Source organism: Pseudomonas sp. DE0157 (assembly GCF_007678615.1).
GTDB classification, from domain to species: Bacteria; Pseudomonadota; Gammaproteobacteria; order Pseudomonadales; family Pseudomonadaceae; genus Aquipseudomonas; species Aquipseudomonas parafulva_B.
This window is the reverse complement of sequence record NZ_VEJN01000033.1, coordinates 1-2,059: the sequence shown is the minus strand read 5'-3', so window position 1 is coordinate 2,059 and position 2,059 is coordinate 1. Positions and strand designations below refer to the sequence as shown.

Annotated in this window: 1 protein-coding gene; it reads left to right on the top strand. The window is 65.7% G+C overall.

All coding sequences use genetic code 11. From position 1 onward, the window contains the following. The coding region (locus FS777_RS21200) for a condensation domain-containing protein (protein ID WP_256675211.1) at positions 1-2,059 on the top strand (2,059 nt) is incomplete at both ends.

The following is a 2,059-nucleotide window of genomic DNA, read 5'->3' as shown; positions in this document are numbered from 1 at the left end:
TACCGCGCCGACGGCGTGCTGGAGTACCTCGGTCGCCTGGACCACCAGGTGAAGATCCGTGGCCAGCGCATCGAGCTTGGAGAAATCGAGGCGCGCCTGCTGGAGGTGGCCGGCGCGAGTGAAACCGTGGTCGTGGCCCGCCAGGATGCCCAAGGCCAGCACCTGGTCGGCTACGTGGCCGACGCGTGCGCGCCTGCTGATCTTGCCGCCTGGCAAGCCCAGCTCAAGGCCCGGCTGGCCGAGACCTTGCCGGCCTACATGGTGCCTTCGCACCTGGTGTGGCTGCCGGCAATGCCCTTGAGCCCCAACGGCAAGCTGGACCGCAAGGCCTTGCCTGCGCCTGATCTTGATCAAGCCCGGCAGGCTTTCCAGGCACCGAGCACCGAGCTCGAATGCACCGTTGCAGCCATCTGGCGCCAGGTGTTGCACCTGGACCAGGTAGGCATGGCCGATCACTTCTTCGACCTGGGCGGGCATTCGCTGCTCGCCACCCAGGTGATTTCGCGTGTTGCCCAGGAACTGGACCTGGAGGTGCCACTGGCGCTGCTGTTCGAACACAGCACCCTGCATGCCTTCACCCAGGCCGTGAGCGCCCTGCAAGGCCACCGCGTCGCGCCGATTGCCCCGGTGGACCGCAACCAGCCACTGCAGCTGTCGTTCGCCCAGGAGCGGCAGTGGTTCCTCTGGCAGCTGGAACCGCACAGCAGCGCCTATCACATCCCCATGGCCCTGCGCTTGCGTGGCGAGTTGGACCTGCAGGCGCTGGAAGACAGCTTCAACCTGCTGGTGCAGCGTCACGAAAGCCTGCGTACCACCTTCATCCAGGAGCAGGTCCAGGTTCGTCCGGTCATCCACGCCCACTGGCGTTTGCCTGTGCCGGTGCACTCCGTTGCGGGCCAAGAAGAGGAGGGCGCAGCGATCCAGGCCTTCCTCCAAGTCCAGACTGCCCAGCCCTTCGACTTGATCAATGGGCCGTTGCTGCGCATCGGTGTGCTGCAACTGGGAGCACAGGACCATGTGCTGACCCTGGTCCAGCACCACATCGTTTCCGATGGCTGGTCGATGCAGGTGATGGTCGATGAATGGATGCAGAGCTATGCCAGCCTGACCAGCGGCGCGCAGCCCAACCTTGCGCCGCTGCCCGTCCAGTACCTGGATTACGCCCACTGGCAGCGCGACTGGCTGGCAGCCGGTGAGCGCGAGCGTCAGCTGATGTACTGGCGTGAGCAGCTGGGCGATGAGCCGGTGGTACTGGAGCTGCCCACCGATCGCCCGCGTCCTGCGGTGCAGAGCTACCGCGGTGCCCGCCTGGGGCTGACCTTGGACACGCAGCTGACCACAGGCCTGCAACAGCTGGCGCAACAGCACAACGTCACGCTGTTCATGCTGCTGCTGGCCTCGTTCCAGGCGCTGCTGCAGCGCTACAGCGGCCAGGACGACATCCGTGTCGGTGTGCCCGTCGCCAACCGCCACCGCCTGGAGACCGAGCGGCTGATCGGCTTCTTCGTCAATACCCAGGTCCTGCGTGCGCGCTTCGATGGGCAACTGACCGTAGAGGCGCTGTTGGAACAAGTGCGCCAGGCCGCTTTGGGCGCCCAGCAGCATCAGGACCTGCCGTTCGAGCAACTGGTCGAAGCCCTGCAGCCTGCACGCAGCCTGAGCCACAACCCGCTGTTCCAGGTGATGTTCACCCACCGCAATCTGCTCGACCAGCAGCTGGGTGATGGCTTCAAGGTGCCGCAGCTCGATGTCCAGACCCTGAGCGGCGAACACCACAGTGCCCAGTTCGACCTGGCCCTGGATACCTTCGAGACACCCGACGGCCTGGGCGCGACCTGGACCTTCGCCACCGACCTGTTCGAAACCAGCACCCTTGAGCGCATGGCCAGCCATTGGCAAACCCTGCTGCGTGGCATGCTTGCCAGCCCCCAGGCGCCAGTGGCCGAGCTGCCCCTCATGGACGCAGGACAGCTGGACACTGCGCGCACCTGGAACCAGACCGCGCAGCGTTACCCCGACGAATACTGTGTCCACCGCCTGATCGAGCAGCAGGCCCAGC